This window comes from Pseudoxanthomonas sp. LjRoot204_2, assembly GCF_056175765.1.
This window is the reverse complement of sequence record NZ_JBGFFG010000207.1, coordinates 1-5,919: the sequence shown is the minus strand read 5'-3', so window position 1 is coordinate 5,919 and position 5,919 is coordinate 1. Positions and strand designations below refer to the sequence as shown.

Genomic DNA, 5,919 nt, shown 5'->3' with positions numbered 1-5,919 from the left:
GTTCGACCAGGATCTGACCGAACAGCTTGCGGCCCTTCTTCTGCGCCGCCAGCAGCACGTCGAGCTGGCCCGCATCCAGCAGGCCCATTTCCAGCGCGATGTCGCCGAACCGGCGATCCTCGGCCCGCTGGCGGTCGTTGATGCGGCGTGCCTGGGCCGCGTCCAGCATCTGGTGATGCACGGCGAGCTCGCCGAGCAGGGGATTGGAGGCGCGCTGCGCGTCCAGCGCGGCCAGCAATTGCGCCGAGGTGATCGCGCCGCGTTCCAGCAGGAACTGGCCGAGGAATTTAGCTGCCATGGTCTGGTCTCGTACGGAAGTTGAAGGAGGACGTGCGCGGCGGTCAGGCGACCGCTTCGTGCAACACGCGATCCATCACTTCCGGATCGATGGGCTTCTGCAGGTACGACTTGGCGCCCAGCTTCAGGCATTCCTCGATATCACCCTGTCCGCCCAGCGAACTCAGGATCACCACGCGTGCCTGCGCGTCGAGCGACAGTATCCTGCCGAGCGCCTGTTTGCCATCGCATTCCGGCATCACCAGGTCCAGCAGGACGACATCGGGTCTGAGAGCCTGGTACTGGCTGACGGCTTCGTGGCCGTTGCCGGCTTCGCCGACCACTTCGAAGCCGCAGTCTTCCAGCTGGCGGGCAGCCAGCATGCGCAGTGCGCGCGAATCGTCGCAAAGCAGGACGGTAGGACGTGACGCCATGGTGATGGATCCCCCTGTTGGATCGTGGAGGCCCCGCGTCGTGTTCGGCGCGGGGCGACATGTAGGCACTATCGGCCCGTACGGGGAGATCTTGAGGCGGGAGGCGGAGCGAGACGGAATCGCGCTGCGGACGGCCGGGGGAGAGGCGGTCCGTCCGCAGCGCGCCGCGATCAGAAGTCGATGCGGGCGGCGAGGGAGACCGGCACGGAGACGCGCTTGCCCGTGTCGTTGATGGAGCCAAGGCCAAGCCCGCCGATGGCGCTGTCGTCGCCTTCCAGGTCGGCGACATAGCGCACGCCCGCCTGTGCGGTGATGCTGAACTTCTCGCTGACCGGAATCAGCACGCCCACGTCGACGCCTGCGCTGGCGGCCCACTTCTTCTCGGTGAAGGGGGCGTTGGCGATGGTGATGCCCGCATCGGGAATCTCGAACGTGGCGCGGATGTCGTCGGTCTGGGTAGCGCCGAGACGGCCGGCGATGAAGGGACGGGTGTAACCCGGTTCCATGAAGTAGTGGCGGTAACCGGCTTCGAGGGTCAGGGCCTTGTAGTCGCTGAAGGTGCCGTAGACGGGCAGCGTGGTGTTCAGGGCCGGCACGAACGCACCGCCGACCTGCACCGTACCCGGATCGGTCTCGACGCGACGGACCTGCCCGAAGACCTCCGCGTTCTGGTTCAGGCCGTAGGAGAATTCCAGGCCATAGCCCATCGCGTTGTCGTAGATCTCCTCATGGGAACGCGGCTGGATGCGCAGTTCCGCGCTGACGCCGGCGAGGGCGGGGTTCAGCGGGCCCAGATCCGGAACGGGCGCGATGGCGCCGTCGTGCACGTCGCCGCTGATGGGCGTATCGATGCCACCGAAAACGGACATCGACCACTTGCCCTGTTCGGGACCAGCGGCATAAGCGGGCGCGGACAGCACGAGCGACACGGCCAGCACGGAAAGCGACTTCTTCATCGTGGAACTCCTCCAGGGGAAAGGCCGACACCTTGCGTGTCGGATGCCTGCACTACGCAGGCGGGCTCCTACTGGATGCGTTGCGACACACGCAACGTAAGTGCGCTTCTTTTCACGCCGCGTCGACATCCGATGCGGTGCAAGCGATTTCACGCAGCCTTCACTGCGTGGCGTTCAACGGTTCAACGACGCGTATCGGCGGTGTGGGGCACTCCACGTGCGAGCGCTTCCTCGATCGACGTGAAGGCAGAGTGTGCGCCGGCCGGCGACGCGCCGACGTCCGTGGCGAAATAGACCACGCCGGTGCCCGCCTGATGGTCGAGCCACAAGCCCGAGCGCAGGCCATAGGCATCGCCGGAATGACCGACGCGCGCGACACGGTCGCCGAACGGATCATCGCCGCAGCCTTGCACCGGCGTCGCCAGGGTCTGCACGGCGAGGCCGTACCGGCAGAAGAAGGCCTTGTTCTGCCCTCCGCCGGTGTCTTCTTCATGCGTCACGCCATTGCCGCCGTCGAACGTCCATTGCGGAGCGACCATCGTGTCGACGCTGGCGGATGACAGCAGGCGTATGCCATCGACTTCTCCACCGTCGAGCAACAGGCGGCCGATCTTCGCCAGTCCATTCGCCGAAATGCGCAGGCCACCCTGTGGCGAGAACAGCGCACCGTTCTCGCCGGGCTTCCAGCGGGCGAGGTCGCAATCGGCGCCGTCCTCGACGACCACCGCGCAGGCCGGCTTGCCCGTGCGGTTCTCGTCGCGCACCGGTTTGCGGTCGCGATACAGCACCACGGCGCGCGTCGCCGTGGCGGCATCGCAGCTCTCCCAGTTGAAGCAGGCATCCAGCTTCAGCGGTTCCAGCACCAGCCGCTGCATCAGCCGGTCGAAGCGCTCGCCGGTGACGTTCTCCATCGCCATCGCCACCAGCGGGAAATTGAGGTTGGTATAGCGGAAGTGCGTGCCGGGTGCGTGTGCGTCGTCCCAGGCCTTGGGGTCGTCGAGGATGCCCTTCAGCGGTTGACCTAGCGGCGTGGCGTAATAGCCGGCGGCATCGGTCAGGCTGGATCGGTGCGACAGCAGCAGGCGCAGCGTGATCGGCGTGGCGGGGAAGCGCGGGTGGCGCAGCGTCCAGCCCAGGTAGGTCGAGACGTCGGCATCGAGATCGATCTTGCCGGCCTCTACCAGCCGCATCACGCCGATCGTGGTTACCAGCTTGGAGATGGAGGCGACACGCACGGGGTCGTCAGCGGTCACCTTGCGACCGATGGCGAGGTCCGCCGTGCCTTCCGCATGGGTACTGACGACGCCGTTGCGGTCGAAGGCGACGCGCACCTGGGCGACGGGCCCGGCCGCGGACGTCACCGTGGAGGCCGTCAGGCAGGCAAGGCAAAACAGAATGCGGAGGGAACGCAGGGACATCGGCCAGCACCTCGAGGGAACCGGCCCCGACTTTACTTCATCGTCGGCATCACGAACTCGGCGGCATGCGTATCGGGCCAGCGGGCGGTGATCGTCTTCAATCGCGTGTAGAAACGCACGCCGTCGGGACCGTGCACATGCAGGGGACCGAAGATCGAGCGCTTCCAGCCACCGAAGCTGTGGAAGGCCATCGGCACGGGGATCGGCACGTTGWTGCCGACCATGCCGGCCTGCACGCGGTGGGCGAATTCGCGCGCCGCGCCGCCGTCGCGGGTGAATACCGCCGTGCCGTTGCCGTACTCGTGCTCGTTGACGAGGCGCAGCGCGGCGTCGAGGTCGGGCACGCGCATCACGCACAGCACCGGTCCGAAGATCTCCTCGCGGTAGATCGTCATCTCCGGCGTGACGCGGTCGAACAGGCAGCCACCGAGGAAGAACCCATCCGCGTGCCCATCGACGACATGGCCGCGGCCATCGACGACCAGGCTCGCGCCCTCCGCAACGCCGGCATCGACATAGCCGCGCACCTTGTCGCGGTGCGCGCCGGTGACCAGCGGGCCCATTTCCGGATCGAGGCAGCCGGGGCCGATCTTCAGCGCCGCCACTTTCGGAGCCAGCGTCGCCACCAGCGCATCCGCCGTGGCATCCCCCACGCAGACCGCGACCGAGATCGCCATGCAGCGCTCGCCGGCCGAGCCGTAGCCGGCCCCCAGCAGCGCGGATACCGCGCCATCCAGGTCGGCATCGGGCAGCACGACCATGTGGTTCTTCGCGCCGCCCAGGGCCTGAACGCGCTTGCCGTTGGCGGAACCGCGCGCATAGATGTATTCGGCGATCGGCGTGGAGCCGACGAAGCTCAGCGCCTGCACGCGCGGTTCGTCGAGCAGCGCGTCCACCGCGGCCTTGTCGCCGTGCACGACATTGAACACGCCATCCGGCAGGCCCGCCTTCTTCAACAGGTCGGCCATGAACAGCGCCGCGGACGGATCGCGCTCCGAGGGTTTCAGCACGAAGGTGTTGCCGCATGCCAGCGCCACCGGGAACATCCACAGCGGCACCATCGCGGGAAAATTGAACGGCGTGATGCCGGCGACGACGCCGAGCGGTGCGTATTCGCTCCACGAGTCCACGTCGCGGCCGACGTTCATCGAGTGCTCGCCCTTGAGCAGGTGCGGGATGCCGCAGGCGAACTCCACCACTTCCAGCCCGCGGGTCATCTCGCCGCGTGCGTCGGAGAGCACCTTGCCGTGCTCGGAGGTGATGATCTTCGCCAGCTCGCCGGCCTGCGCCTCGAGCAGTTCCTTGAAGCGGAACATCACCCGCGCGCGGTTCAGTGGTGTCGTGGCGGCCCACGCGGGAAAGGCGGCGGACGCCGCGTCCACCGCCTGCTTCACGTCGTCGGCCGAGGCGAGCGGCACGCGTGCAGTGACAGTGCCGGTGGCGGGGTCGAACACATCGCCGTGGCGGCCGCTGCCGCCTGCCACCCGCTGTCCGTTGAAGAAATGGTGCAGCGCTTCGGTCATGACGGACTACCTGGTGGAATCGCTCGCCCCGCGTGCGGGGAGAGGGTGCCCGGAGGGCGGGTGAGGGGSGACGGCGCCCGTGTGGAAAGTGCGATGTGGTTTATCGAGTGTCCGGGTGTTCGAGTTCTGGTCGCCACGTGAAATACGGGAGCTCCGGCGCGCCCCTCATCCGCCCTTCGGGCACCTTCTCCCCGCTTGCGCAGGGAGAAGGAACCGCGGCTTACGCCAGCGCTTCGCGCGCCGACACGTAGGGGTAGCCCAGGTCGTCGGCGACCGCCTTGTAGGTGATCTTGCCGGCATGCACGTTGAGGCCGTTGAGCAGGTGCTCGTCGTCCAGCAGCGCCTGCTTCGCGCCCTTGTTCGCCAGCTGCACCGCGAAGGGCAGGGTGGCGTTGGTCAGCGCGAAGGTGGACGTGCGGGCGACGCCGCCCGGCATGTTGGCCACGCAGTAGTGGATGATGCCGTCGACTTCGTACGTGGGGTTCTGGTGGGTGGTGGCCTTCGAGGTCTCGAAGCAGCCGCCCTGGTCGATCGCCACGTCCACCAGCACCGAACCCGGGCGCATCAGCTTCAGCTGGTCGCGCGAGACGAGCTTGGGCGCGGCGGCGCCGGGGATCAGCACCGCACCGATCACCAGGTCGGTATCGGGCAGGCGTTCCTCGATGGCATCGCGGGTGGAGTAGATCGTGGTCAGCTGGTGGCCGTACAACTCGTCCAGATACTTCAGGCGGTCGAGCGAACGGTCGAGGATGGTGACGTGCGCGTTCATGCCCATCGCCATGCGTGCGGCGTTGATGCCGACCACGCCGCCGCCGATCACCAGCACTTCCGCCGGCTTCACGCCGGGCACGCCGCCGAGCAGCACGCCGGAGCCGCCCTGCGCCTTCTCCAGCGCGTGCGCACCGGCCTGGATCGACATGCGGCCGGCCACTTCCGACATCGGCGCCAGCAGCGGCAGGCCGCCCTTGCGGTCGGTGACGGTTTCGTAGGCGATGCAGGTGGCGCCGGAGGCGACAAGCGCCTTGGTCTGCTCAGGATCGGGCGCGAGGTGCAGATAGGTGTAGAGCACCTGGCCGGGGCGCAGCATGGCGCACTCGTTCGGCTGCGGCTCCTTCACCTTGATGATCATGTCGGCGCGGGCAAAGATTTCCGCCGCGGTGTCGACGATCTCCGCGCCGGCCTTGACGTACTGCTCATCGGTCAGGCCGATGGCCTTGCCGCCGTCGCGCTGGACGATGACCTGGTGGCCATTCGAGACCAGCTCGCGCGCACCGGACGGCGTAAGGCCGATGCGGTATTCGTGGTTTTTGAT

Annotated in this window: 5 protein-coding genes and 1 pseudogene; all 6 read right to left on the bottom strand. The window is 67.5% G+C overall.

The features are described 5' to 3' along the window. Positions 1-298 (bottom strand): annotated as a pseudogene (locus AC04L7_RS10945) (chemotaxis protein CheX); the annotation flags it as partial. Positions 299-341: 43 nt separating this feature from the next. Beyond that, on the bottom strand, positions 342-710 hold the full coding sequence (locus AC04L7_RS10940; protein ID WP_296280945.1) for a response regulator: 369 nt from the start codon (positions 708-710) through the stop codon (positions 342-344). Between the two features lie 170 nt (positions 711-880). Continuing rightward, on the bottom strand, positions 881-1,666 hold the full coding sequence (locus tag AC04L7_RS10935) for a hypothetical protein (protein WP_435997627.1): 786 nt from the start codon (positions 1,664-1,666) through the stop codon (positions 881-883). Between the two features lie 182 nt (positions 1,667-1,848). Continuing rightward, complete coding sequence (locus AC04L7_RS10930) at positions 1,849-3,084, bottom strand: serine hydrolase domain-containing protein (RefSeq protein ID WP_435997629.1); 1,236 nt, start codon at positions 3,082-3,084, stop codon at positions 1,849-1,851. A 32-nt stretch (positions 3,085-3,116) separates the two neighbouring features. Next, positions 3,117-4,607: a CoA-acylating methylmalonate-semialdehyde dehydrogenase gene (locus AC04L7_RS10925; RefSeq protein WP_475512997.1), complete on the bottom strand. Its 1,491-nt coding sequence runs from the start codon at positions 4,605-4,607 to the stop codon at positions 3,117-3,119. A gap of 220 nt (positions 4,608-4,827) precedes the next feature. Continuing rightward, positions 4,828-5,919, bottom strand: a 1,092-nt coding sequence (gene ald, locus AC04L7_RS10920) for an alanine dehydrogenase (RefSeq protein ID WP_475512996.1), incomplete at its 5' end; no start/stop codon positions are given.